Here is a 24,251-nt window from a genome sequence, read left to right as displayed (position 1 = left end):
CGCCGATTGACTATAGATCGTCGAAGAAACGCTTCACCCCGTCGAACCAGCCCTTCGCCTTGGGCGAGTGCGAACTGTCGCTCTGCAGGCTGTTGCGGAACTCTTCGAGCAGTTCGCGCTGACGCTTGTCGAGGTTGACCGGGGTTTCCACCACCACCCGGCACATCAGGTCGCCGGCGCCGCCGCCGCGTACCGGGGTGACACCCTTGCCGCGCAGGCGGAACAGTTTACCGGTTTGCGTCGCCTCGGGAATCTTCAATTTGACCCGCCCGTCGAGGGTCGGCACCTCCAGTTCGCCGCCCAGCGCCGCGTCGGCGAAGCTGATCGGCACCTCGCAGTACAGGTGCTTGCCGTCGCGCTGGAAGATCGCGTGCTCGCGCACGTTGACCACCACGTACAGATCGCCCGACGGCCCGCCCAGGGTGCCCGCCTCGCCTTCGCCGGACAGGCGGATGCGGTCGCCGCTGTCGACGCCGGCCGGCACCTTGACCGACAGGGTCTTGTGCTCCTCGACGCGCCCCTGGCCATGGCAGCTGCCGCAGGGATCGGAGATCATCTTGCCGCTGCCGTGGCAGCGCGGGCAGGTCTGCTGCACCGAGAAGAAGCCCTGCTGCATGCGCACCTGGCCGATGCCGCCGCAGGTGGTGCAGGTGACCGGCGCGCTGCCCTTCTTGGCGCCGCTGCCGTCGCAGGTCTTGCAGCCGACCAGGGTCGGCACGCGGATGGTCACCGTGGTGCCGCGCACCGCCTCTTCCAGGTCCAGCTCCAGGGTGTAGCGCAGGTCGCTGCCGCGCTGCGGACCGCCGCGCGAGCCGCCGCGACCGCCACCGAAGAAGTCGCTGAACACATCGCCGAAGATGTCCGAGAAATTGGCGCTGCCGGCACCGAAGCCGGCGCCGCCGCCCATGCTCGGATCGACCCCGGCATGCCCGTACTGGTCGTAGGCCGAGCGCTTGGACGCGTCGGAGAGCACCTCGTAGGCCTCGTTGGCCTCCTTGAATTTCTCCTCGGCTTCCTTGTCGTCGGGATTGCGGTCGGGGTGGTACTTCATCGCCAGACGACGGTAGGCCTTCTTCAGCTCCGCCTCGCTGGCGCCGCGCTCGACACCGAGCACCTCGTAATAGTCACGTTTTGCCATGGATCTCATGCACTCCGGTTTCGTCTTCCCCAGACACGCCGACGCGGGAGCAAGCTCCCGCGCGGCGGTTCAGGCCCGCCGCAGTCGCGCGGGCCGGGGGCGGAAGCAAGCGTGACGCTTACTTGTTGTCCTTGCCGTCCTTGACTTCCTCGAACTCGGCATCGACCACGTCGTCACCGGCCGGCTTGTCCTGTTGGGCGCCGCCCTGCTGGGTGGCGTCCTGGGCCTGCTCGGCGTACATCTTCTGCGCCACCGGCGCGGAGGCGGCGGACAGCGCCTCGACCTTGGCCTCGATGGCCGCCTTGTCGTCGCCCTTCACCGCAGCTTCCAGCTCGCCCAGCGCCGCTTCGATGGCCGCCTTCTCCTCGGCGCTGGCCTTGTCGCCGGCCTCGACGAGCATCTTGCGGGTGGCGTGGACCAGCTGGTCGCCCTGGTTGCGCGCGGCGACCAGCTCCTCGAACTTGCGGTCTTCCTCGGCGTTGGCCTCGGCGTCGCGGACCATCTGCTGGATCTCTTCCTCGGACAGGCCGGAGTTGGCCTTGATCACGATGGACTGCTGCTTGCCGGTGGCCTTGTCCTTGGCGGACACGTGCAGGATGCCGTTGGCGTCGATGTCGAAGGTGACCTCGATCTGCGGCACGCCGCGCGGCGCCGGCGGGATGTCGGCCAGGTCGAAGCGGCCCAGCGACTTGTTCTGCCCGGCCTGCTTGCGCTCGCCCTGCAGCACGTGGATGGTCACCGCGTTCTGGTTGTCGTCGGCGGTGGAGAACACCTGCGACTTCTTGGTCGGGATGGTGGTGTTCTTCTCGATCAGCGCGGTCATCACCCCGCCGAGGGTCTCGATGCCCAGGGTCAGCGGGGAAACGTCGAGCAGCAGCACGTCCTTGACGTCGCCGGCCAGTACCGCGCCCTGGATGGCGGCGCCCATGGCCACGGCCTCGTCGGGGTTGACGTCCTTGCGCGCTTCCTTGCCGAAGAACTCGGCGACCTTCTGCTGCACCAGCGGCATGCGGGTCTGGCCGCCGACCAGGATCACGTCGTCGATCTTGCTGGCGTCGATACCGGCATCCTTCAGGGCCACGCGGCACGGCTCGATGGTGCGGGCAACCAGGTCCTCGACCAGCGCTTCCAGCTTGGCACGGGAAATCTTCACGTTGAGGTGCTTGGGACCGGTCTGATCGGCCGTGATGTACGGCAGGTTGACGTCGGTCTGCTGGCTGGAGGACAGCTCGATCTTGGCCTTCTCGGCGGCTTCCTTGAGGCGCTGCATGGCCAGCGGATCGCCCTTGATGTCGATGCCGCTTTCCTTCTTGAACTCCTCGACGAGGTAGTCGATCAGACGGATGTCGAAGTCCTCGCCACCCAGGAAGGTGTCGCCGTTGGTGGCCAGCACCTCGAACTGGTGCTCGCCGTCGACCTCGGCGATCTCGATCACCGAGACGTCGAAGGTGCCACCGCCCAGGTCATAGACGATCACGGTATGGTCGCCCTTGGCCTTGTCCATGCCGTAGGCCAGCGCCGCGGCGGTCGGCTCGTTGATGATGCGCTTGACGTCCAGACCGGCGATGCGGCCGGCGTCCTTGGTGGCCTGGCGCTGGCTGTCGTTGAAGTAGGCCGGCACGGTGATCACCGCCTCGGTGACCGGCTCGCCCAGGTAGTCCTCGGCGGTCTTCTTCATCTTCTTCAGCACTTCGGCGCTGATCTGCGGCGGCGCCATCTTCTGGCCCTTCACTTCCACCCAGGCGTCGCCGTTGTCGGCCTTGGCGATGGTGTAGGGCACCAGCTGGATGTCCTTCTGCACCACGTCCTCGTCGAAACGACGACCGATCAGGCGCTTCACCGCGTACAGGGTGTTGTGCGGGTTGGTCACCGCCTGGCGCTTGGCGCTCTGGCCGACGAGAATCTCGCCGTCGTTGGTGTAGGCGATGATCGACGGGGTGGTGCGACCGCCTTCGGCGTTCTCGATGACCTTGGCCACGCCGTTTTCCAGCACGGACACGCAGGAGTTGGTGGTGCCCAGGTCGATACCGATGATTTTGCCCATATTCACTCTCCCGAAACTTGGATTCCGCCGGCCCCCGCGGGGCCGTCCGGATGACTCATTTGGCTTGGCACTACAGATGGGGATGCCCCGACGACTTTCAAGGGCATTCCCGGCGATTTGCTCACTCGGCCTTGCTGACCACCACCATCGCCGGGCGCAGCAGGCGACCGTTGAGCAGGTAGCCCTTCTGGAACACCTTGAGCACGCTGTTCGGCTCGACGCCGGCATTGGCCTCCATGGCCATCGCCTGGTGGTGCTCGGGGTTGAACGGCTCGCCATGGGGATCGAGCTGCTCGACCTGGTAGCGCTTGAGGGTGTCGAGCAGCGCCTTGAGGGTCAGCTGCATGCCTTCGCGCATCGGACGGATCGCCTCGTCGGCCGGATCGGACAGCTCGAGGCCGCGCTCCAGGCTGTCGACCACCAGCAGCAGGTCGGCGGCGAACTTCTCCAGGGCGAACTTGTGCGCCTTCTCGACATCCTGCTCGGCGCGGCGGCGCACGTTCTGCAGCTCGGCCACCGCCCGCAGCGACTGGTCGCGCGCCTCGGCCAGCTGCTCCTCCAGTGCGGCCACGCGCTGCGCCAGGTCGTCGCCAGCAGCGGCAGGCGCCTCGTCCTGCACGGCGGCCTCGGCGGTCTGCGGATCGAGAATGTGTTCGTCAGCCATGGGGGTCTCCTCGGAAAGCGGCGGTCGGGCGCAAGGGCCCTGGATTCAGCCGCCTATATGGGGGCGCGCGCGCCGGCTTCAAGGGGGACTTGGCGAACGGGAAAAATGTACTGTATAAATAACCAGAAATGACACCGCCTCCGGGAGCGCCGCCATGCTGGTCCACCTGTCGATCCGCAACTACGCCATCGTCGAACAACTCGACCTCGAGCTGCGGGGCGGCATGAGCGTCATCACCGGCGAAACCGGCGCCGGCAAGTCGATCATGCTCGATGCCTTGGGCCTGGCCCTCGGTGATCGCGCCGACAGCGGTGTGGTGCGCCCCGGCGCCGACAAGGCCGACATCCTCGCCACCTTCGACCTCGCCGGCATCGACGAGGCGCGCCAGTGGCTGGCCGAGCGCGACCTGGACGGCGAAGGCCCGTGCATCCTGCGCCGGGTGATCACCGCCGAGGGCCGCTCGCGCGGCTACATCAACGGCACGCCCTGCCCGCAGGGCGACCTCAAGCAGCTCGGCGAGCTGCTGATCGACATCCACAGCCAGCACGAGCACCAGTCGCTACTCAAGCCCGACACCCACCGCCGCCTGCTCGACGCCTACGCCGGCGCCGGCGAGCTGGCCCGCCAGGTGCAGCAGAGCGCACAGCGCTGGCGCCAGCTGCGCAGCGAACTGCAGCGCCTGAGCCGCAGCGGCGAGGAGCAGCAGGCACGTCGCCAACTGCTCAGCTACCAGCTGGAAGAACTCGACAACCTCGCCCTCGGCAGCGACGAACTGGAGGCGCTGGAGCAGGAGCACAAGGCCCTGAGCAATGCCGACGCCCTGCTCGGCGCCTGCCGCCAGGTGCTCGACCTGTGCAGCGAAAGCGACGGCGGCAACGTGCTCAGCGCCCTGCACGGCAGCATCCAGCGCCTGGGCGGCGGCCAGGGCCAGCCGGCGGCGCTCGACGAAGCGGTCAACCTGCTGGCCAGCGCACAGATCCAGGTCGAGGAGGCCGTGGCCGGTCTCAACCGCTTCGTTGACCACTTCGACGCCGATCCGCAGCGCCTGCAGCAGATCGAGGAGCGCCTGGACAGCATCTATGGCCTGGCCCGCAAGCACCGCATCCAGCCCGGCGAACTGGCGCCCCTGCAGGCCCAGCTGCGCAGCGAGCTGCAGGACCTGGACGCCGACGACGCCAGCGTCGAGCGGCTCGGCAGCGAACTTGGCGCCTGCGCCCAGCGCTACCAGGCCCTGGCCGAGCGCCTCAGCCACCTGCGCCGCGACGCCGCCGGCAACCTGGCGCTGGCGGTGGAGGCCGAGATGCAGCGCCTGGGCATGCCCGGCGGCCGCTTCGCCATCGCCCTGCAGCCGTGCAGCAGCGAGGAGCCGCAACCGCAGGGTCAGGAGCAGGTGGAGTTCCAGGTCAGCGCCAACCCCGGCCAGCCGCTCAAGGGTCTGGCCAAGGTCGCCTCCGGCGGCGAGCTGTCGCGCATCAGCCTGGCCATCCAGGTGATCACCGCGCAGACCTCGCGGGTGCCGACCCTGGTGTTCGACGAGGTCGACGTCGGCATCGGCGGCCCCACCGCCGAAGTGGTCGGCCAGCTGCTGCGGCGCCTCGGCGAGCGCGGCCAGGTGATCACCGTCACCCACCTGCCGCAGGTCGCCGCCCAGGGCCACCAGCACCTGTTCGTCCACAAGCAGCGCGGCAGCGACGAGACCCGCACCGCCGTGGCCTGCCTAACCCCGCATCAGCGCATCGAGGAAGTGGCGCGCATGCTCGGCGGCCTCGATCTCACCCGCGAGTCGCTGGCCCATGCCCGGCGCATGGTGCAGGGCGCCACGCGCCAGGCCGCCGCCTGAAACCGGCAGGCCGCACACCCGCCCCGAAAACGCAAACGGCGACCCGCGGGTCGCCGTTTGCATCACTGGCCGCCAGGCCGCGCTTCACTTGCGCTTGCTGACGTACAACACCATTTTGTGGTCGACCAGATCGAAACCGTGCTCGGCGGCGATGGCCTTCTGGCGGCGCTCGATTTCCAGATCGATGAACTCGATCACTTCGCCGCTATCGACATTGATCATGTGGTCGTGGTGCTCGCCGTCGGACAGCTCGAACACCGCATGGCCACCGTCGAAGTTGTGGCGCTCGACCAGGCCGGCCGCTTCGAACTGGGTCAGCACCCGATAGACGGTCGCCAGACCGACATCCTCGCCCGCATCCATCAGCGCCTTGTACACGTCCTCGGCGCTCATGTGGCGCTGCGCAGCGGTGTCGAGGATCTGCAGGATCTTCACTCGGGGCAGGGTGACCTTGAGGCCGACTTTGCGCAATTCGTTGTTTTCAACCATGTTCTGCTTTCTCGTGGGGGACGCTTCGCAGCCTCCCTCAATGCGGGTATCATCCCGGTTTTGTTGCCCCGCCAGATAGAGACCCACCGATGCAAAAAGCCAAGCTCATGCTGACCGGCCTCACCTTCCTGGGAATTGCCACGCTCGCCGGCTGCTCGTTTCCGGGGGTCTACAAGATCGACATCCAGCAGGGCAACGTGATTACGCAAGACATGATAGACCAGTTGCGCCCCGGAATGACCCGGCGCCAGGTGCGGTTTATCATGGGCAACCCGATGATCACCGACACCTTCCACGCCAACCGCTGGGATTATCTGTACAGCATCCAGCCCGGCGGCGGTCCGCGCCAGCAGGAACGCATCGGCCTGATCTTCGACGCCAACGACCAGCTGGTCGGCCTGTCCGGCGACTTCCTCCCCGGCACCAGCCGCGACGAGGCGATCCTCGGCAGCGACAGCGGCACCGTGATCGACACCGCCAGCCCTGCGGCTTCGCCCAGCGGCGCACCGGAGCGCCCGCGCAACGAGGCAGCGCCGGCCCCCGGCTCGCTGCTGGAGCAGATCCAGCGCGAAGTGGACGAGGTCAAGGCCGTGCCGGTGCCGCTGCCCGAGCCGCTGGACATCGACGGCGAGTGAATGCGCCCCACCCACAAAAAAGCCCGACTCAGATGTCGGGCTTTTTTGTGGGTGGGGCATACAGCGCGCTATCCGGCCTCGCCATCCTTGTCCCGGGCCACCTTGGCGGCGCGCTGCTTACGCGCCTCCTTGGGATCGGCGATCAGCGGCCGGTAGATCTCCACCCGCTCGCCGTCCTCCAGCAGCCGCTCCTCGGGACGCGCCACCGCCTTGCCGAAGATACCCATCGGCGCCGTGGCCAGATCCAGCTCCGGAAAGAACCCGGCAATCCCCGAGCGCTCGGCCGCCTCGCGCATGCTGGTGCCACGCGGCACGCTCAGGCGCAGCAGTTTCTGCTTGTCGGCGAGGGCGTAGACCACCTCGACGGCGATGGTGTCAGGCTTATCCATACAGCTGCTTGGCCCTTTGGCAGAAGGCATCCACCATGGTGGTGGCGGCCTGGTTGAACAGCGGCCCGAGGGTGGCCTTGACCAGCGCCCCGGAGTACTCGAAGGACAGATCGAGGGTGATCTTGCAGGCCTTGTCGCTCAGCGCCTGGAACTGCCAGACCCCGTGCAGGGCGCTGAACGGCCCCTGCTCCAGCTTCATGGTGATCGACTCACCGGGCACCAGCGCGTTGCGGGTGGTGAACTGCTGGCTGATCCCGGCGCGGCCGACCTTGAGGGTCGCGCGCATCAGGTGGTCATTGCTCTCCAGCACCTCGGCGGCCGAGCACCAGGGCAGGAACTGCGGATAGCTGGCCACGTCGTTGACCAGGTCATAGAGCGCACGGGCCGGATAGGGCAACAGGGCCGAGCGTTGAATGCGGGTGCTCATGGCGCGATGAGGCTCAGAAAAGTGAGCGCGCATTGTCCGAAATTCGCTCCGGCGGCTCAAGCCGGCGGCCGCAGACATGCATGGCGCAGCGCCGGGCAAGTCCTTATAATGCCCAGCCTATGGCTAAACAGAAGAAACACCCCGCCGGGACCATCGCCCTCAACAAGAAAGCGCTGCACGATTACTACATCGAGCAGCGCTTCGAAGCGGGCATCGCCCTGGCTGGCTGGGAGATCAAGAGTCTGCGCGCCGGCAAGGCCCAGCTCACCGACAGCTACGTGCTGCTCAAGGATGGCGAGGCCTGGCTGCTCGGCAGCCACATCACCCCGCTGACCGCCGCCAGCACCCATGTCATCGCCGACCCGACACGCACCCGCAAGCTGCTGCTGCACAAGAACGAGCTGGGCAAGCTGTTCGGCGCCGTGCAGCAGAAGGGTTTTGCCTGCGTGGCGCTGGCGCTGTACTGGAAGAAGCACCTGGTCAAGTGCGAGATCGCCCTGGCCAAGGGCAAGAAGGAATTCGACAAGCGCGCCGTGGAGAAGGAACGCGACTCCAACCGCGAGATCCAGCGCGCGGTGCGCAGCAAGGGCAAGGACGACTGACCCGAGCGCCCGCGCGAGTCTCACCCCGGCACAGGCCGACGGCGCCCCGCGGGCGCCGCTTTCGCCGCCCTACCCCCCCTCCTGAAGCCCCTGACGGCGACGCGCACGCGCCTCGCGCCGGGCTTCCTGCTGCACTTCGGACAGCACCTCGCGCACGTAGTGGATGTGCCGGTTGGAAATCTCCCGCGCCTCCTCCGCGCGCCCCTCGACGATCGCCTCGAACAGCTCGCGATGCTGGCGCATCAGCATGTCGCGGGTTTCGCCGCGCTGTGCGTACATGCCGCCGATGTTGGTCACCACGTTGCGCTTGAGCAGATCGAACAACCCCTTGATGGTGTGCAGAAGCACGGCGTTGTGGCTGGCCTCGGCGATCGCCAGATGGAAGCGCGCATCGGCCAGCCCTTCCTCGGCGCGGTCGCGCGCCGGCGGGCGGGCGTAGCACTGCTGCAGCGCCTCGAAGGCCTCGCGCAGGCGCTGGTGATCCATCGGCGTGGCGCGCTGCGCCGCATAGTAGGCGCAGGCGCCCTCCAGGGTATGGCGGAACTCCAGCAAGTCGCGCTGCGCCTCCTCGCTGCTGCCCAGCAGTTCGAGCAGCGGATCGCTGAAGGTCGAGCCCAGGGTCTCGGCGACAAAGGTGCCGCCGCCCTGGCGGCTGACCAGCAGGCCGCGCGCCGCCAGCTTCTGGATCGCTTCGCGCAGCGACGGCCGCGACACGCCAAACTGCTCGGCCAGGGCGCGCTCCGGCGGCAGGCGTTCGCCGGCCTTGAGCGAGCCTTCGAGAATCAGCGCCTCCAGACGCTCGACGATGTCATCCGACAGACGGCGCTGCCGAACAGGGGCGAATCCCATTGCCTCTCTCCACTGGTTTGACCACCAAAACACACGCCCGCACGCGCGGGCGGCAAGCCTAGCCTCGGCGGGCGAAGCCTTACAAGCCGCCTCCGACTGACTAAAGTCGTAAGGACCCGGATTGACAGCCGGCAAGCACGACTTTTAACCTGAGCCCCGCCACTTGTAAATTGGTATTACCAATTCAGGCCCACAAGACCAACAACCGGCCCACGAGGTTCAGCCATGCCTGCTCCGCTTGCCCGCCATATCCGCTCCGTCCGCCCGCGCCTCGCGCAGCACTGAACCGAGGTATCCCGCCATGCAACCCGGTATTCTCGCGCTTCTCGCCTTCTCCCCCATCCTGCTCGCCGCGATCCTGCTGGTCGGCCTGCGCTGGCCGGCCAAACGCGCCATGCCGCTGGTCTACCTGCTCACCGCCGGCATCGGCCTGTATGCCTGGGACATGAGCTTCAACCGCATCCTCGCCTCCACCGTACAGGGCCTGATCATCACCCTCGGCGTGCTGTGGATCATCTTCGGCGCCATCCTGCTGCTCAACACCCTCAAGCACTCCGGCGGCATCACCGCGATCCGCGCCGGCTTCGCCACCATCAGCCCCGACCGGCGCATCCAGGCGCTGATCATCGCCTGGCTGTTCGGCTGCTTCATCGAGGGCGCTTCCGGCTTCGGCACGCCGGCGGCGATCGCCGCGCCGCTGCTGGTGGCCATCGGCTTCCCGGCGCTGGCCGCGGTGATCCTCGGCATGCTGGTGCAGAGCACCCCGGTGTCGTTCGGCGCGGTCGGCACGCCGATCATCATCGGCGTCAACAGCGGCCTGGACACCGCCTCGATCGGCGCGCGCCTGGCGGAGAACGGCTCCAGCTGGGAAGTCTTCCTGCAGCTGATCACCAGCAACGTGGCGATCATCCACGCCATCGTCGGCACCCTGATGCCGCTGATCATGGTGCTGATGCTGACCCGCTTCTTCGGCAAGGAGAAAAGCTGGAAGGCCGGCTTCGAAGTGCTGCCGTTCGCCCTGTTCGCCGGCCTGGCCTTCACCCTGCCCTACGCCGCCACCGGCGTGTTCCTCGGCCCGGAATTCCCCTCGCTGCTCGGCGGCCTGGTCGGCCTGGCCATCGTCACCAGCGCCGCGCGCCTCGGCTTCCTGGTGCCCAAGACCACCTGGGACTTCGCCGACGCCAAGGACTGGCCGAGCGAGTGGCTGGGCAGCGTGGAAATGAAGCTCGACGAACTCACCCAGCGGCCGATGAGCACCCTGCGCGCCTGGCTGCCCTACGTGCTGGTCGGCGCCCTGCTGGTGATCAGCCGGGTGTTCCCGGAAGTCGGCGCGGCGCTGAAATCGGTGGTGCTGGTGTTCCCCGACATCCTCGGCGAAGCCGGGATCAAGGCCGACTTCATGCCGCTGTACCTGCCCGGCGGCATCCTGGTCGCGGTGGTCATCGCCACCTTCTTCCTCCACGGCATGAAGCTGCGTGAACTCACCGCCGCGGTCGGCGAATCCAGCAAGGTCCTGCTCGGCGCCGGTTTCGTGCTGCTGTTCACCGTGCCGATGGTGCGCATCCTGATCAACTCCGGGGTCAACGCCGCCGAGCTGCCGAGCATGCCGATCGCCATGGCGCAGTGGGTGGCCGACAGCGTCGGCAGCATCTACCCGCTGCTGGCGCCGAGCATCGGCGCCCTGGGTGCCTTCATCGCCGGCTCCAACACGGTCAGCAACATGATGCTCAGCCAGTTCCAGTTCGGCGTGGCCGAGAACCTCGGCATTTCCACCGCGCTGATCGTCGCCGTGCAGGCCATCGGCGCCGCCGCCGGCAACATGGTGGCGATCCACAACGTGGTGGCCGCCTCGGCCACCGTCGGCCTGCTCGGCCGCGAGGGCACCACCCTGCGCAAGACCGTCTGGCCGACCTTGTACTACGTGCTGTTCACGGGCCTGATCGCCCTGCTGGCCATCTACGTCCTCGGCGTCAGCGACCCGCTGCTGGCCCGCTGACCGAAAGCCCCCACGCCAGCCCCGGCCCCTGCCGGGGCTGGCGTCCTTGCGAATCCACCGGGAGCCGTCGCATGATCATTTCCGCCTCCACCGACTACCGTGCCGCCGCCCAGCGCCGCCTGCCGCCCTTCCTGTTCCACTACATCGACGGCGGCGCCTATGCCGAGCACACCCTCAAGCGCAACGTCGCCGACCTGGCCGACATCGCCCTGCGCCAGCGGGTGCTGAAGAACATGTCCGAGCTGAGCCTGGAAACCCAGCTGTTCGGCGAGACCCTGGCCCTGCCGGTGGCCCTGGCGCCGGTCGGCCTGACCGGCATGTACGCCCGGCGCGGCGAGGTGCAGGCGGCCAAGGCCGCCGCCGCCAAGGGCATCCCCTTCACCCTGTCCACCGTGTCGGTCTGCCCGATCGAGGAAGTCGCGCCGGCCATCGACCGGCCGATGTGGTTCCAGCTCTACGTGCTCAAGGACCGCGGCTTCATGAAGAACGCCCTGGAGCGCGCCAAGGCCGCCGGCGTCACCACCTTGGTGTTCACCGTCGACATGCCGGTGCCCGGCGCCCGCTACCGCGACGCCCACTCGGGGATGAGCGGCCCCAACGCAGCGATGCGCCGCTACCTGCAGGCGGTCACCCACCCGCGCTGGGCGCTGGACGTCGGCCTGCTCGGCAAGCCTCACGACCTGGGCAACATCTCCACCTACCGCGGCAACCCCACCGGCCTCGAGGACTACATCGGCTGGCTGGCCAACAACTTCGACCCGTCGATCTCCTGGAAGGACCTGGAGTGGATCCGCGACTTCTGGGACGGCCCGATGGTGATCAAGGGTATCCTCGACCCGGACGACGCCCGCGACGCGGTGAAGTTCGGCGCCGACGGCATCGTCGTCTCCAACCACGGCGGCCGCCAGCTCGACGGCGTGCTGTCCAGCGCCCGCGCCCTGCCGGCCATCGCCGACGCGGTGAAGGGCGAACTGAAGATCCTCGCCGATTCCGGCATCCGCACCGGCCTCGACGTGGTGCGCATGCTCGCCCTCGGCGCCGACAGCGTGATGCTCGGCCGCGCCTTCGTCTACGCCCTGGCCGCGGCCGGCGGCGCCGGGGTGAGCAACCTGCTGGAACTGATCGACAAGGAAATGCGCGTGGCGATGACCCTGACCGGGGCCCGCTCGATCGGCGAGATCAGCCGCGACTCGCTGGTCCGCGAACTGGGCGCCTGACGCCCGGACCCACCGCGGGAGCGCCGCCTCACGGCCGGCCCGATGCCGCCGGCCGGGGCGCCTCCCGCCCAGAGCCATGCCCTGTAGCGCCAGCCCGCTGGCGCCTGCGCCCACCGTGACCGCCGGAGTGCCCATGAGCCTGCCCGCCGCCTTCCTCAACGCCGTCGAGCGCCTGATCCCCCGCGAGCGGCGCTTCGACGATCCGCTGTCCACCCTGGCCTTCGGCACCGACGCCAGCTTCTACCGGCTGATCCCCCAGCTGGTGCTGCGCGTCGAGTCCGAGCGCGAGGTGGTCGAACTGCTGCGCCTGGCCCACGCCGAGCGCGTCGCGGTGACCTTCCGCGCCGCCGGCACCAGCCTGTCCGGCCAGGCGATCAGCGACTCGGTGCTGATCGTCCTCGGCGACAACTGGAACGGCCGCGAGATCCGCGCCGGCGGCGCGCAGATCCGCCTGCAGCCGGGGGTGATCGGCGCCAGCGCCAACGCCGTGCTGGCGCCGCTGCAGCGCAAGATCGGCCCCGATCCGGCCTCGATCAACGCGGCGAAGATCGGCGGCATCGTCGCCAACAACTCCAGCGGCATGTGCTGCGGCACCGCGCAGAACAGCTACCAGACCCTCGCCGGCCTGCGCCTGGTGCTGGCCGACGGCACCGTGGTGGACAGCGAGGATGCGGGCAGCATCGCGGCGTTCCGCAAGAGCCACGCCGCCCTGCTCGAACAGCTGGCCGAGCTGGGCCGGCAGACCCGCGCCAACTCTGCGCTGGCCGACAGGATCCGCCACAAGTACCGGCTGAAGAACACCACCGGCTTGTCCCTCAACGCGCTGGTCGACTACGACGAGCCGCTGGACATCCTCAACCACCTGATGGTCGGCTCCGAGGGCACCCTGGGCTTCATCAGCGCGGTGACCTACGACACCGTGCCGGACTACCCGCACAAGGCCAGCGCGCTGATCGTGTTCCCCGACGTGGCAAACTGCTGCCGCGCCGTGCCGGTGCTGCGCCAGCAGCCGGTGTCCGCGGTGGAGCTGCTGGATCGGCGCAGCCTGCGCTCGGTGGAAAACATGCAGGGCATGCCGGAATGGGTCCGCGCCCTGTCCGATGGCGCCTGCGCCCTGCTGATCGAGTCGCGCGCCGCCAGCCAGAGCCTGCTGCACGAGCAGATCGCGCAGATCATGGCCTCCATCGCCGGCTTCCCGGTGGAGAAGCAGGTCGACTTCAGCGAGGACCCGGCGGTCTACAACCAGCTGTGGAAGATCCGCAAGGACACCTTCCCGGCGGTCGGCGCGGTGCGCCGCACCGGCACCACGGTGATCATCGAGGACGTCACCTTCCCGGTCGAACAGCTGGCCGAAGGCGTCAACCGCCTGCTCGAACTGTTCGACCGCCACGGCTACCGCGAGGCGATCATCTTCGGCCATGCGCTGGAGGGCAACCTGCACTTCGTGTTCACCCAGGGCTTCGACAGCGAGGCCGAGAAGGCCCGCTACGAAGCCTTCATGCGCGACGTCGCGCAGCTGGTGGCGGTGGAGTTCGGCGGCGCGCTGAAGGCCGAACACGGCACCGGGCGCAACATGGCGCCGTTCGTCGAGCTGGAATGGGGCGCGGAGGCCTACCAGCTGATGTGGAAGATCAAGCGTCTGCTCGACCCGCGCGGCATCCTCAACCCCGACGTGGTGCTCTCCGCAGATCCCGAGATCCACCTGAAAAACCTCAAGCCGCTGCCGGCCGCCGACGCGATCGTCGACAAGTGCATCGAATGCGGCTTCTGCGAGCCGGTCTGCCCGTCGCGCGGCCTGACCCTCACCCCGCGCCAGCGCATCGTCATCTGGCGCGACATCCAGGCGAAGAAGCGCGCCGGCATCGACACCACGGAGCTGGAGCGCGCCTACCGCTACCACGGCCTCGACACCTGCGCGGCCACCGGCCTGTGCGCGCAGCGCTGCCCGGTGGGCATCAACACCGGCGACCTGGTGCGCCAGCTGCGCGCCGCGGGCGCCGGGCATGCCGGCACCGCCCGCTGGCTGGCCGGCCACTTCGCCACAGTCCTCAAGGGCACCCGCCTGACCCTCGCCGCCGCCGACAGCGCCCGCAAGCTGCTCGGCGCGCCGCGCCTGGCCGCGCTGAGCGCCGGCCTGCGCCAGCTCTCCGGCGAGCGCCTGCCGCAGTGGACCGCCGCCATGCCGCAGCCGGTGCGCCTGCAGCTGCCGGCCACGGCGCAGCCGAGCGACCAGCCGCGGGTGGTGTATCTGGCCGCCTGCGTGTCGCGGGCCATGGGCCCGGCGGCCGGCGACGCCGAGCAGGTCCCGCTGCTCGACAAGACCCGCGCCCTGCTGGAGAAGGCCGGCTTCGCCGTGGTCTTCCCCGACAACCTGGACAACCTGTGCTGCGGCCAGCCGTTCGCCTCCAAGGGCTATCCCGAGCAGGCCGAGGCCAAGCGCCGCGAGCTGCTCGACGCGCTGCTGGCCGCCAGCCGCGGCGGCCTCGACCCGGTCTACTGCGACACCAGCCCGTGCACCCTGCGCCTGGTGCAGGATCTGGCCGACACGCGGCTGAAGCTCTTCGACCCGGTGAAGTTCATCCGCGAGCATTTACTCGACCGCCTGGAGTTCGTCCCGCAGCACGAGCCGGTGGCGGTACACGTCACCTGCAGCACCCAGCATCTGGGCGAGGCGCAGGGGCTGATCGACATCGTCAGCCGCTGCACCACCCAGGTGGTGGTGCCCGAAGGCATCCACTGCTGCGGCTTCGCCGGCGACAAGGGCTTCAACCGGCCGGAACTCAACGCCCACGCGCTGCGCTCGCTGAAGGACGCCGTGCAGCAGTGCGGCGAGGGGATCTCCACCAGCCGCACCTGTGAAATCGGCCTGTCACATCATGCCGGTATCGATTACCACGGCCTGGTCTACCTCGTGGACCGGGTCACCCGGACCAAGGCTCCCAGGCCATCGGCCTGATCCGGGTCAGCGCTTCAAGGTCGTGCTACGGCACTTTCGACCCCGCCCGGTGCGGGGTCTTTTTTTCGCCCGAACAGGCCGTCACGGCGCTGTACGGCGGCTGATGCCGCCTCGCCGTCCATCGGTCGCGCACCGGCCGCCTCGCCCCGCCCGCAATTTCACCGGCCCCGGCCGCGCTGGTATCATGCGCGGCTTTTTCCACCGCCCGCTCCCGCCCGCCCACAAGGCCGGCGGCGGCCCTGTCGACGCCCACCCGCGGCGTCCCGCTCGCCGCGTCGAGCATCGGAGATCCCCATGCTGGAAAGACTGTTCCACCTCAAGGCCCACCAGACCACGGTGCGCACCGAGATCCTCGCCGGCGTCACCACCTTCCTGACCATGGCCTACGTGCTGTTCGTCAACCCGAGCATCCTCGCCAAGACCGGCATGGACCAGGGCGCGGTGTTCGTCGCCACCTGCCTGGCCGGCGCGCTCGGCTCGCTGATCATGGGCCTGTGGGCCAACTACCCGATCGCCCTCGGCCCCGGCATGGGCCTGAACGCCTTCTTCACCTACACTGTGGTGATGACCATGGGCTACACGTGGCAGGTGGGCCTGGGCGCGGTGTTCCTGTCCGGCCTGCTGTTCTTCGCCCTGTCGATCTTCCGCATCCGCGAATGGATCATCCACAGCATCCCGCTGCCGCTGCGCACCGCGATCAGCGCCGGCATCGGCCTGTTCCTCGCGCTGATCGCCCTGAAGAACACGGGCATCGTCGTCGATCATCCGGCCACCCTGGTGGCACTCGGCGACCTCGCCCAGCCCGGCCCGCTGCTCGCCGGCCTCGGTTTCGTGCTGATCGTCGCGCTGGTCCACCACAGGGTCACCGGCGCGGTGATGCTCGGCATCCTCGCCGTCACCGGCGCCTCGCTGGCCCTCGGCCTCACCCACCTGAACGGTCTGGTGGCGCCGCCGCCGAGCCTGCTGCCGACCCTGCTGCAGCTGGACATCGCCGGTGCCCTGGACGTCGGCCTGGTCAGCGTGATCTTCGCCTTCCTGTTCGTCGACCTGTTCGACACCTCCGGCACCCTGATCGGCGTGGCGCAGAAGGCCGGGCTGGTCGGTCCGGACGGCAGGCTGCCGCGCCTGGGCCGCGCGCTGCTGGCCGACAGCACGGCGACCATGGCCGGCGCGGTGCTGGGCACCTCGACCACCACCAGCTTCATCGAATCCACCGCCGGGATCAGCGCCGGCGGACGCACCGGGCTGACCGCCTGCGTGGTCGCCGCGCTGTTCCTGCTCAGCCTGTTCTTCTCGCCGCTGGCCGCCGCGGTGCCCGACTACGCCACCGCCCCGGCGCTGTTCTTCGTCGCCGTGCTGATGACCGGCGGCCTGGCGCAGATCGCCTGGGACGACCTCAGCGAGGCCGCGCCGGTGATGGTCGCCGCGCTGAGCATGCCGCTGACCTTCTCCATCGCCAACGGCATCGCCCTGGGCTTCATCAGCTGGACGGCGATCAAGCTGCTGTGCGGCCGCCGCCACGAGCTGAACAGCGCCATGTGGGTGCTGTCGGCGCTGTTCGTGGTCAAGCTCGGCTTCTTCGCCTGACTCCCCTTTCCGACACGAGACCGCCATGTCCAACTCCGCCCTCGACCCGACCCCGTACGCCGCCCAGCTCGCCGCCAAGAAGGCCCGCCTGCAGGACCTGCTGGCGCCCTTCGCCGCTCCGGAGCCTGCGGTGTTCGACTCGCCGGCCGAGCACTACCGGCTGCGCGCCGAGTTCCGCCTGTGGCGCGAGGACGGCGGGCGCCACTACGCGATGTTCGAGGGCGACAAGCACACCCCGGTGCTGATCGAGCAGTTCCCCATCGCCAGCCAGCGCATCAATGCGCTGATGCCGCAGCTCAAGGCCGCCTGGCAGGGGAGCGAGGTGCTGTCGCACAAGCTGTTCCAGGTCGAGTTCCTCACCACCCTCAAGGGCGATGCGCTGATCACCCTGTGCTACCACCGGCCCATCGACGCGGCCTGGCAGGCCGAGGCCGAGCAGCTCGCCGCCCAGCTCGGCGTCAGCCTGATCGGCCGCTCGCGCGGCAAGCGCATCGTCGTCGGCCGCGACTACGTGGAGGAGGAGCTGACGGTGGCCGGGCGGGCCTTCCGCTACCGCCAGCCGGAAGGCGCCTTCACCCAGCCCAACGGCGTGGTCTGCGAGAAGATGCTCAACTGGGCCTTCGATGCGCTCGGCGAGCGCGACGACGACCTGCTCGAACTGTACTGCGGCAACGGCAACTTCACCCTGCCGCTGTCCACCCGGGTGCGCCGCGTGCTGGCCACCGAGATCAGCAAGACCTCGGTGAACGCCGCGCTGGCCAACATCGAGGACAACGGCATCGGCAACATCGAGCTGGTGCGCCTGTCCGCCGAGGAGCTGACCCAGGCGCTCAACGAGGTGCGCCCGTTCCGCCGCCTGGCCGGCATCGACCTGAAGAGCTATGAATTCGGCAGCGTGTTCGTCGACCCGCCGCGCGCCGGCATGGACCCGGACACCTGCGAGCTGACCCGGCGCTTCGACAACATCCTGTACATCTCCTGCAACCCGGAGACCCTGGCGGCCAACATCGCCCAGCTCCACGACAGCCACCGGATCGTGCGCTGCGCGCTGTTCGACCAGTTCCCCTGGACCCACCACATGGAGAGCGGCGTGCTGCTGCAGCGGCGCTGACCACTCGCCATTGGCCGGATTGACGCACGGCGGGCAGCCGGGCACATTTCCGGCAATATCAGCGCTATTACCATGCCGTTGCCGCGCGAGCGCCCCGAAGGCGCTCGCGCCGGGCCGTCTGCCGGGAAGAGAAAGGATGCCGCACCGTGCGCATTGAACTGGACTGGATTCACCCGCAACACCGCGGCTCACTGCGCCTCAGCCTGGGAGTGCTGATCCTGCTGCTCGGCGGCCTGCTGCTGCTCGCCAGGCTGGGCGAGGCCAGCTCGCGGGTCGCCGGCTTCCTGACCTGGCACATGCTGCTGGAGGTCATGGCCATCGTGGTCGCCACGCTGATCTTCGCGGTCGGCTGGAACACCTACGCCCTGCACCGCCAGCGCAACATCCTGGTCGCCTCCTGCGCCTTCCTCGGCGTCGCCGTGCTGGACTTCTCGCACATGCTGTCCTTCCCCGGCATGCCCGATTTCGTCACCCCCAGCGATGTGCAGAAGGGCATCAACTTCTGGCTGCCGGCCCGCTACCTGGCCGCCTTCGCCCTGCTCGCGCTGGTCTGGCGGCCCTGGCAGGACTCCGCGACCGAGACGCCCACCGCCCAGCCGTCGCGCCGGCGCTTCCTGCCGCTGCTGGCGCTGCTCGCCCTGCTGCTGCCGATCCACTGGCTGGTGCTCTGGCGCCCCGAGCTGCTGCCCACCACCTATGTCGCCGGCCTGGGCCTGACGCCGCTCAAGCGTCTCGCCGAGGGCGGGGTGATCCTCCTGCACCTGCTGGCCTTCGCCCTGCTGCTGGCGCGCCTGCGCCAGCCGTCGCGCTTCGACGTGCCGCTGCTGCTCGCCAGCCTGCTGACCATGATCATCGGCGAGCTGCCGTTCGCCCTCTACACCATGCCCACCGACAGCTACAACCTCGGCGGCCACGTCTACAAGGTGCTGGCCTACCTGCTGCTGTACCGGGCGATCTTCGTCGAAACCGTCGCCGCGCCCTACCGCGCCCTGGAGCAGGCCCGCCAGCACAGCCAGGCGATCCTCGATGCGATCCCCGACCGCCTGTTCGAGATGGACATCCACGGCCGCCATCTGGCGGTGCACACCCCGCGCAACGAACAGGTGCGCATGCCCGGCGAGCAGCTGCTCGGCCGCACCGTCCACGAGGCGCTGCCCGCCGAGGCGGCGGCGGTGTGCATGGCCGCCCTGCAGGAAACCCTCGAAACCGGGCACTCCAACGGCCGCCAGCTGCTGCTGCGCCTCGACGACGGCAACGAGCACCGCTTCGAGCTGTCGGTCGCCCCGCTGCGTCAGGCGGGCCAGAGCGCGCCGCACTTCATCGTGCTGTCGCGCGACGTCACCGCGCGCACCCGCGAGCAGGAAAGCCTGCGCAAGCTCAGGCAGGCGGTGGAGCAGAGCCCGCACACCATCGTCATCACCGACCTGCAGGCGCGCATCGAGTACGCCAACCAGGCCTTCACCACCGTCACCGGCTACACCCTGGCCGAAGCCAGCGGGCTGACCCCGCGCCTGCTGCACTCGGGCAAGACCCCGCCGGGCACCTATGCGGCGATGTGGCGCCAGCTGCGCACCGGCAAGCCGTGGCGCGGCGAGTTCCTCAACCGCCGCAAGGACGGCAGCGAATACCACGAGGCGGTGCTGATCTCCCCGGTGTTCGACAACGAGGGACGCGCCACCCACTACCTGGCGATCATGGAGGACATCACCCAGCGCAAGCTCGACCAGCAGCGCATCGAGCACCTGGCGCACTTCGACGCCCTCACCGGGCTGCCCAACCGCACCCTGTTCCGCTCGCGCTTCGAGCAGGCGCTGGGCATGGCCGAGCGCCAGCACAGCGGCGTGGCGCTGATGTTCATGGACATCGACCACTTCAAGAACATCAACGACTCCCTCGGCCATCGCGTCGGCGACGCCCTGCTGGTGCAGATCGCCCAGCGCCTGCAGGGCGCGCTGCGCGACGAGGACACCCTGTCGCGCCAGGGCGGCGACGAGTTCATGCTCAGCCTGACGTGCAGCGACGCGGCCAGCGCCGCGCACCTGGCCGAGCGCCTGCGTGCCCTGCTCGGCAGCCCGTTCCAGATCGACGACCTGTCGCTGAGCGTCAGCGCGTCGATCGGCATCGCCCTCTACCCCGACGACGGCCAGGACTTCGACCGCCTGGCCCAGCACGCCGACGCGGCCATGTACCGCGCCAAGCAGGAAGGCCGCGATCGCCACCGCTTCTTCACCGCCGAGCTGCAGGCGCAGTCGGCGCGCATGCTCAGCCTGGAGAACGCCCTGCGCCAGGCCCTGCACAACGACGAGCTGCACCTGCACTACCAGCCGCAGCTGAGCATCGACGGCCGCCGGCTGGTCGGCGCCGAGGCGCTGCTGCGCTGGAATCACCCGCAGATGGGCGCGATCAGCCCGGCCGAGTTCATCCCGGTGGCCGAAAGCAGCGGGCTGATCCTGCCGATCGGCGCCTGGGTGCTGCGCACCGCCGCGGCGCAGATGCAGGCCTGGCTGCAGCAGGGCATGCCGGCCGACACCACCATGGCGGTCAACCTGTCGCTGGCGCAGTTCAACGACGCCGGCCTGTGCGACCTGGTCGCCACGGTGCTGAAGGAGACCGGCCTGCCGGCGGCCTGCCTGGAACTGGAACTGACCGAGAGCGTGGCGATGCACAAGCCGGCCGAGGTGATCGAGGTGGTGCGCCGCCTGCGCGAGCTGGGCGTGCGCCTGGCCATCGACGACTTCGGCACCGGCTACTCCTCGCTCAGCTACCTCAAGCAGTTCGAGGCCCACAAGCTGAAGATCGACCAGTCCTTCGTGCGCAACCTCAGCCAGGACAGCGACGACCAGTCGATCGTCCAGGCGATCCTCGGCCTGGCCCACAGCCTGGACATGCTGGCGATCGCCGAGGGAGTGGAAACCCGCGAGCAGCAGAGCGAGCTGCAGCTGCTCGGCTGCGACGAGGCGCAGGGCTACCTGTTCAGCCGCCCGCTGCCGGCCGAGGCCTTCGAGGCCTGGGTGCGCGCCTGGCAGGCGCGCCACGCCGAGACCGCAAGCCCCGTCTGAGACGTGCAACGGACGGAAACCATTGCCGCTTGGGATGACCGGCCGCAGCGCTTAAGCTGCAGCCGTCATTCTCCGGAGATCGTTTCGCCATGCGCACCCCGCTGCTGTCCCTGCTGCTCCTCGCCGGCGCCGCCCAGGCCGCCGAACCGCTGACCGTCGACGTCTACCGCGACCCCAACTGCGGCTGCTGCACGGCCTGGATCGACCATCTGCAAAGCCACGGCTTCACCGTCAACGACCACATCGAGCGCGACATGAGCGCCGTCAAGCAGCGCCTCGGCGTGCCGCCGCGTCTGGCTTCCTGCCACACCGGGGTGATCGGCGGGCAGTTCGTCGAGGGCCATGTCCCGGCCAGCGAGATCCTCGCCCTGCGCCAGCGCCCGGAGCTGCTCGGCGCCGCGGTGCCGGGCATGCCGATCGGCTCGCCGGGCATGGAGATGGGCGCGCGTCACGACGCCTACCAGGTGATCGGCCTCGAACGCGGCGGCGCCGAGCGGGTGCTGGCCGACTATCCGCAGCGCTGAAGCGGCGCGCCGGCGTATTCAGCCGAGCAGCGCCTGCAGCGCCCGGCAGTCGGCGGCGTGATGGTCGGTCAGTTCCGGCCAGGGATTGTCCGCGCGGTTGACCAGCACCGCGCAGGCGCCGGCGGCGCGCGCGCAGCTCAGGTCGTGGAGGAAGTCGCCGACCATCACCAGCTCCTGCGGCGGCACCGCCCAGCGTCCGGCCAGTTGCAGCAGGCCGTCGGGGCGCGGCTTGGGCGGCGCCTCGTCGCGGCCGAGGATGTCGGCGGCGGCGAAGCAGTCATGCAGGTCGATGGCCTGCAGGGTCAACAGCGCCAGCTCGCGGGCGTTGCGGGTGAGGAGGCCGAGGCGCGCGCCGCGCGCGTACAGGCCGCGCACCAGCGCCACCGCGCCCGGCGCCGGCTGCGCGGCCTCGGCCAGCGCCCGCTCGTGCTCCAGCAGCCAGGCATGCTTGGCCTGCGCCTCGTCCTGCGGCAGCGCCGCCAGGTGGGCGAGGATGTCGGCCTCGGCGGGAATCTCCAGGGCGCGGCGGATCGCCGCGAAGTCGTGGACCGCAACGGTCAGGGTGCCGTCCATGTCGAACACCCAGTGACGCCGCCGGGCCAGCTCGACGCCGCTCTGCCGTGCCGGCAGACGCACCACCCTCATGCCCAGTCCGCGCGATGGCGGATCAGCCCTTCCTGGGCCACCGAGGCGACCAGCTGGCCGGCGCGGTTGAATATGCTGCCGCGGGCGAAGCCGCGGCCGTTGCCGGCCCATGGGCTGTCCATGGCGTACAGCAGCCACTCGTCGGCGCGCACGTCGCGGTGGAACCACAGCGAATGGTCGAGGCTCGCGATCTGCATCGAGCGCTGCCAGAAGGACGCGCCGTGGGGCAGCAGCGAGGTGGTCAGCAGGCCGAAGTCGGTGGCGTAGCCGACCAGGTACTTGTGCAGCGCCGGGTTGTCCGGCAGCGTGCCGTCGGCGCGGAACCACAGGTACTTGCACGGCTCGCACGGCTCGGGCTTGAGCGCGTCGGTGGGGTTGACCGGGCGGATCTCGATCGGCATGTCGAAGTCCATCCGCTCGCGCACGCCCTCGGGCAGCAGGTAGATGTTCTGCCGGCTCAGCTCCTGCTCGGAGAGCAGACCCTCGGGGCCCGGCACCTCGGGCATGGCGATCTGGTGCTCGAAGCCCTCCTCGGGCAGTTGGAAGGAGGCGCTGCAGCTGAAGATCGGCCGGCCCTTCTGGATCGCCAGCACCCGCCGGGTGCTGAAGCTGCCGCCGTCGCGCACCCGGTCGACCTGGTAGACCACCGGCAGGGTGGCGTCGCCCGGGCGCAGGAAGTAGCCGTGCATGGAGTGGACCTGGCGCTCCGCCTCGACCGTCTGGCTGGCCGCCGACAGCGACTGGCCGATCACCTGGCCGCCGAACAGCTGGCGAAAGCCGAGATCCTGGCTGACGCCGCGAAACAGGTTTTCCTCGATGGTTTCCAGACTGAGCAGGGCCACCAGCTCGTCGAGCACTTGGGTCATGGGAATCTCCTCGACACGGGAGCGCCCGCGGCGGGCGGCGGCGGGCGCGAACGGAATGGGCAGGGCCGCCGCGCGATGCCGGCCGCCCTGCGCACATGGTAATGGCTTTGCCGGCGTCTGTGCGCGGCGCCGCGAGGCGCATAATGGCCCCTCGCCTCGCGCCCGCCGGAGCCCCGCATGCCGCTGCCCCTGGTCTACCATCCCGACTACAGTCCGCCGCTGCCGGACGGCCATCGCTTCCCGATGGAGAAGTACCGCCTGCTCCACGAGCACCTGCGCGCCAGCCTGGCGGACGCGGCGTGGCACAGCCCCGCCGAGTGCCCGCGCGAGGTGCTGGCCCTGACCCACGCACCGGACTATGTGCGCCGCTTCCTCGACGGCGCCCTGAGCCGTCAGGAGGAGCGCCAGCTCGGTCTGCCATGGAGCGAGGGGCTGCTGCGCCGCACCCTGCGCGCCCAGGGCGGCTCGCTGCTCACCGCCGAACTGGCCCTGCGCCACGGCCTGGCCTGCCATCTGGCCGGCGGCACCCACCATGCCCACTACGCGCAGCCTTCGGGCTTCTGCGTGTTCAACGACCTGGCGGTGGTCGCCCGCCAGCTGCTGGCCAGCGGCCGGGTGCGGCGCCTGCTGATCTTCGACTGCGACGTGCATCAGGGCGACGGCACCGCCACCCTGCTGGAGGACTGCGGCGACGCGCTGACCGTGTCGCTGCACTGCGAGCACAACTTCCCGCCGGCCAAGGCGCGCAGCGACTGGGACATCGCCCTGCCGCCGGGCACCGGCGACGCTGCCTACCTGAGGGTCGTGGAGGACGCGCTGGGCTACCTGCTGCCGCTCTGCCAGCCGGACCTGGTGCTCTACGACGCCGGAGTCGACGTGCACGCCGCCGACGTGCTCGGCCGCCTGGCGCTCAGCGACGCGGGCATCGCCGCGCGCGACGCCTGCGTGCTGCGCCACTGCCTGGAGCGCGACATCCCGGTGGCCTGCGTGATCGGCGGCGGCTACGACCGCGACCGCCCGGCGCTGGCGCGCCGCCACGGCATCCTCCACCACAGCGCGGCGCGGGCCTGGGCGCAGTTCGGCCTGCGCTGACGCCCTGCCGGGTGCGGCGCACCCGGCCCGGCGTTCAGCTCGTGGGGTAGAGGACTCCGCAGCGAGCCTCTACCAGCCCAGACACCGCTCCGGCGTCCGGTTCAGGTGGACAACGCGGCGC

The 24,251-nt window shown here is 69.4% G+C and carries 20 protein-coding genes; 11 read left to right on the top strand and 9 right to left on the bottom strand.

Annotation, left to right across the window (positions count from 1 at the left end; translation table 11 throughout):
* Positions 1-10: 10 nt before the first annotated feature.
* The 3 genes from dnaJ to grpE all read right to left on the bottom strand — a co-directional run bounded on the left by dnaJ (position 11) and on the right by grpE (position 3,846).
* Positions 11-1,138: a molecular chaperone DnaJ gene (dnaJ, locus tag BLU22_RS07145; protein ID WP_090213227.1), complete on the bottom strand. Its 1,128-nt coding sequence runs from the start codon at positions 1,136-1,138 to the stop codon at positions 11-13.
* A 118-nt stretch (positions 1,139-1,256) separates the two neighbouring features.
* Positions 1,257-3,182 carry a molecular chaperone DnaK gene (gene dnaK / locus BLU22_RS07140; protein ID WP_090213226.1) on the bottom strand — a complete coding sequence of 642 codons (1,926 nt, stop codon included), beginning with the start codon at positions 3,180-3,182 and terminating at the stop codon, positions 1,257-1,259.
* 121 nt (positions 3,183-3,303) lie between these two features.
* Complete coding sequence (gene grpE, locus BLU22_RS07135; RefSeq protein ID WP_090213224.1) at positions 3,304-3,846, bottom strand: nucleotide exchange factor GrpE; 543 nt, start codon at positions 3,844-3,846, stop codon at positions 3,304-3,306.
* 154 nt (positions 3,847-4,000) lie between these two features.
* Between grpE and recN the strand changes: the two genes are divergently transcribed.
* Positions 4,001-5,686 (top strand): DNA repair protein RecN, encoded by a 1,686-nt coding sequence (gene recN / locus BLU22_RS07130; protein WP_090213223.1) that lies wholly within the window; start codon positions 4,001-4,003, stop codon positions 5,684-5,686.
* 84 nt (positions 5,687-5,770) lie between these two features.
* Here recN and fur read toward each other — a convergent pair whose 3' ends face one another.
* Complete coding sequence (gene fur, locus BLU22_RS07125) at positions 5,771-6,175, bottom strand: ferric iron uptake transcriptional regulator (protein ID WP_090213221.1); 405 nt, start codon at positions 6,173-6,175, stop codon at positions 5,771-5,773.
* An 89-nt stretch (positions 6,176-6,264) separates the two neighbouring features.
* Here fur and BLU22_RS07120 point away from each other — a divergent pair, with 89 nt between their 5' ends.
* Complete coding sequence (locus BLU22_RS07120) at positions 6,265-6,810, top strand: outer membrane protein assembly factor BamE (protein WP_090213220.1); 546 nt, start codon at positions 6,265-6,267, stop codon at positions 6,808-6,810.
* A 68-nt stretch (positions 6,811-6,878) separates the two neighbouring features.
* On the opposite strand, the gene BLU22_RS07115 is transcribed toward BLU22_RS07120, so the two are convergent.
* Positions 6,879-7,199: an RnfH family protein gene (locus tag BLU22_RS07115; RefSeq protein WP_090213218.1), complete on the bottom strand. Its 321-nt coding sequence runs from the start codon at positions 7,197-7,199 to the stop codon at positions 6,879-6,881.
* The gene (locus BLU22_RS07110) at positions 7,192-7,626 is read right to left on the bottom strand and encodes a type II toxin-antitoxin system RatA family toxin (protein ID WP_090213216.1); all 435 of its coding nucleotides are present in this window, start codon (positions 7,624-7,626) and stop codon (positions 7,192-7,194) included. The genes BLU22_RS07115 and BLU22_RS07110 overlap by 8 nt, the downstream gene beginning before the upstream one ends.
* Positions 7,627-7,745: 119 nt before the next feature.
* Between BLU22_RS07110 and smpB the strand changes: the two genes are divergently transcribed.
* Positions 7,746-8,228: an SsrA-binding protein SmpB gene (smpB, locus tag BLU22_RS07105; protein WP_090213215.1), complete on the top strand. Its 483-nt coding sequence runs from the start codon at positions 7,746-7,748 to the stop codon at positions 8,226-8,228.
* Positions 8,229-8,297: 69 nt separating this feature from the next.
* Here the strand turns inward: smpB and BLU22_RS07100 are convergent, their stop codons facing one another.
* Positions 8,298-9,077, bottom strand: a complete 780-nt coding sequence (locus BLU22_RS07100; protein WP_090213213.1) for an FCD domain-containing protein — start codon at positions 9,075-9,077, stop codon at positions 8,298-8,300.
* A 301-nt stretch (positions 9,078-9,378) separates the two neighbouring features.
* Here BLU22_RS07100 and BLU22_RS07095 point away from each other — a divergent pair, with 301 nt between their 5' ends.
* The 7 genes from BLU22_RS07095 to BLU22_RS07060 all read left to right on the top strand — a co-directional run bounded on the left by BLU22_RS07095 (position 9,379) and on the right by BLU22_RS07060 (position 21,527).
* Positions 9,379-11,073 (top strand): L-lactate permease, encoded by a 1,695-nt coding sequence (locus BLU22_RS07095; RefSeq protein ID WP_090213211.1) that lies wholly within the window; start codon positions 9,379-9,381, stop codon positions 11,071-11,073.
* Between the two features lie 71 nt (positions 11,074-11,144).
* Positions 11,145-12,290: an FMN-dependent L-lactate dehydrogenase LldD gene (gene lldD / locus BLU22_RS07090; protein ID WP_090213209.1), complete on the top strand. Its 1,146-nt coding sequence runs from the start codon at positions 11,145-11,147 to the stop codon at positions 12,288-12,290.
* A gap of 133 nt (positions 12,291-12,423) precedes the next feature.
* Positions 12,424-15,246 carry an FAD-binding and (Fe-S)-binding domain-containing protein gene (locus tag BLU22_RS07085; protein ID WP_090213208.1) on the top strand — a complete coding sequence of 941 codons (2,823 nt, stop codon included), beginning with the start codon at positions 12,424-12,426 and terminating at the stop codon, positions 15,244-15,246.
* Positions 15,247-15,540: 294 nt separating this feature from the next.
* Positions 15,541-16,833 (top strand): NCS2 family permease, encoded by a 1,293-nt coding sequence (locus BLU22_RS07075; RefSeq protein WP_090213205.1) that lies wholly within the window; start codon positions 15,541-15,543, stop codon positions 16,831-16,833.
* 25 nt (positions 16,834-16,858) lie between these two features.
* Positions 16,859-17,944, top strand: a complete 1,086-nt coding sequence (gene trmA / locus BLU22_RS07070; RefSeq protein ID WP_090213203.1) for a tRNA (uridine(54)-C5)-methyltransferase TrmA — start codon at positions 16,859-16,861, stop codon at positions 17,942-17,944.
* 146 nt (positions 17,945-18,090) lie between these two features.
* Positions 18,091-21,003 carry a bifunctional diguanylate cyclase/phosphodiesterase gene (locus BLU22_RS07065; RefSeq protein ID WP_090213201.1) on the top strand — a complete coding sequence of 971 codons (2,913 nt, stop codon included), beginning with the start codon at positions 18,091-18,093 and terminating at the stop codon, positions 21,001-21,003.
* Between the two features lie 89 nt (positions 21,004-21,092).
* Entirely contained in the window at positions 21,093-21,527 is a 435-nt protein-coding gene (locus BLU22_RS07060) for a DUF411 domain-containing protein (protein WP_090213200.1), read from the top strand.
* Between the two features lie 18 nt (positions 21,528-21,545).
* Here BLU22_RS07060 and BLU22_RS07055 read toward each other — a convergent pair whose 3' ends face one another.
* A complete protein-coding gene (locus tag BLU22_RS07055; RefSeq protein ID WP_090213198.1) occupies positions 21,546-22,172 on the bottom strand; it encodes an HAD family hydrolase in 627 nt (208 codons plus the stop codon).
* Positions 22,169-23,038: an acyl-CoA thioesterase II gene (tesB, locus tag BLU22_RS07050; protein WP_090213197.1), complete on the bottom strand. Its 870-nt coding sequence runs from the start codon at positions 23,036-23,038 to the stop codon at positions 22,169-22,171. The genes BLU22_RS07055 and tesB overlap by 4 nt, the downstream gene beginning before the upstream one ends.
* 177 nt (positions 23,039-23,215) lie before the next feature.
* Between tesB and BLU22_RS07045 the strand changes: the two genes are divergently transcribed.
* A complete protein-coding gene (locus tag BLU22_RS07045; RefSeq protein WP_090213195.1) occupies positions 23,216-24,130 on the top strand; it encodes a histone deacetylase family protein in 915 nt (304 codons plus the stop codon).
* Positions 24,131-24,251: the final 121 nt, after the last annotated feature.

Source organism: Pseudomonas guangdongensis (genome assembly GCF_900105885.1).
GTDB classification, from domain to species: Bacteria; Pseudomonadota; Gammaproteobacteria; order Pseudomonadales; family Pseudomonadaceae; genus Geopseudomonas; species Geopseudomonas guangdongensis.
Note: the sequence above shows the minus strand (reverse complement) of the source record. Positions and strands in the feature narration are given on the sequence as shown.